General features: G+C 49.5%; 2 protein-coding genes. Both read left to right on the top strand.

The genetic code is table 11. From position 1 onward, the window contains the following. Positions 1-286, top strand: a 286-nt coding sequence (locus I8752_RS30245) for a hypothetical protein (protein WP_214435885.1), incomplete at its 5' end; no start/stop codon positions are given. Next, on the top strand, positions 283-1527 hold the full coding sequence (locus I8752_RS30240) for a P-loop NTPase family protein (protein ID WP_214435884.1): 1245 nt from the start codon (positions 283-285) through the stop codon (positions 1525-1527). The genes I8752_RS30245 and I8752_RS30240, both read left to right, overlap by 4 nt. Positions 1528-1835: the final 308 nt, after the last annotated feature.

Raw genomic sequence — 1835 nt, 5'->3', positions numbered from 1 at the left:
GTCAAAAGTAGAGCAATTTAAGCAAGGCTGGGCAGATGCTCTAGCTCTGCCGGATAATCTCCCAGATTTGGCACTAGATACAGTCGCCTGTGTATCCATTCCCTGTTTACTAAGTAGCTGCTGGGTCATTCTACCCATTCCCGGTTTTATTCGGTTGGCAGTACTGGGAGTATTAATCATCGCGGGAGCTTGGACTTGTTACCTATACCAAGCGATACCCCAAATCAAAGCCATTTTGTTAATCCGTGTTGGCTTAATTCTCTTGGGGGTGTTACTGGGTCTATGAGCGAATTACACCCCTCCCAACTCCACCAACACTTGCAGATGTACACCTGTGCCAAGTGGTCATTTTGGGGTAGTTTAATTATCAGCGTCGGTTTACTGTCCTTGGGTGCTTCTAAAGTCGGTTCGCAAAAACTGTGGATAGTGGGGTTCTCTGTCGGCACGTTAGAAGTAGGACGGCGACAGCGCCACACAGCCAAGCTACTGCAAGTATCGCTAGGCGACATCGACCACGCCTCGCGGCTGAACTTCCAAGCCTGGACAAGACTGCGAACTCAGCCAACAGCACAGCTAGCCCTCACTGTTGGCGCAGTAGATGCCAACTGGCAACCAGAAAACTTGATTACCGACCCAGTTGAATACATCCAAAAAAAGCAGAAACACGTTGCTTTGATTGGTGGTACTGGCGATGGTAAGTCAACTTTTACTCAGTTCCTCTCCTTCAAGATTGGCGGCAGGGTGATTGTCTACGACTCTGACGCAAAGCCAGAAGATTGGAACTGGCTCGACCAAAAGGACGTAATCGGGCGCAAGGGCGACTTCAAAGCCATCAACACCGCGATGGACAACGACTTGACTAATTTAGAAGAGCTCGTAGAACTTCGCGGAGATGGGGGAGATAAGGCGATAGCCGGACGCGATCGCTTTTTAATTGGGGAAGAATTCCCCATTTTGGTTGAGGAATGCGACAACGCCGCACCCTGGCTGAAGAAACACGCCAAGCGGGGAAGGCGATACAAGCAGTTTATTTTGGCTATAGCCCAGAATGATACAGCTGAGAACTTTGGCTTACAGGGGGACAAGGATACTCTGTACAGTTGCTTTGTCCTGGTGCGGTTGGGGCAGTTCGGGCGCGATTACGCCAGGACGAAACTTAAAGACCCGCAGTTAGAGCAATGGCTAAAAGCTGGAGGCAAGAAGCGATTCCTGGTCGATGATGCCCCTTGCGAACTCGACTTGAGCAACTGGGGGCAGAGTACAGCGACAGATGCCCCAGTCAAGAGCGGGGTAAGTGGTGAGGCGACACCCACTCAATTAGAACTCAACGAATACGAGCAATTTATCGTTGACTGGGGTAAACAGCATCCAGGGGAGGTTTTGAAAGCCAGAATACTGCTGCAAGCCAGCCGACTGTTTGAGGGGATGCAACCAGATGAAATTAGAATCATCTTTGCAGCTCTAGCAGATCGGGGGGTGGGTCAAGTGGAAGGAGAAGGCGATCGCCTCGGCTGGAAGTGGTCGTAGTATTGTCTACAGTCTGCCTACAGTCCGTCTACACCTTGCTAGCAGCGCTTTAGGGGTGAATTAGCTAGCAAGTCTACAATACTGCCAGTTTTGCTGGAGATGACTTTAACCCCATCAGTACCTCCTCAACAGAGCGTCTACACCGTCTACAATTTTTCACTCCCAAAAATTCGGGTGTAGACGGCTGAAATTATTGTCAGAAGCGGATTTTAGCCTTTTGTAGACAAAATTTTTGAAAATGCGAACGCGTTATTTAGAGGAGCGCGATCGCAATCAGGTATCAACCAAAACTTAACACAGGGTTTAGC

This window comes from Dendronalium phyllosphericum CENA369, assembly GCF_016056275.1.
GTDB lineage: Bacteria > Cyanobacteriota > Cyanobacteriia > Cyanobacteriales > Nostocaceae > Dendronalium > Dendronalium phyllosphericum.
The sequence above is the reverse complement of the archived record's forward strand: the minus strand, read 5'-3'. Positions and strand labels throughout refer to the sequence as shown.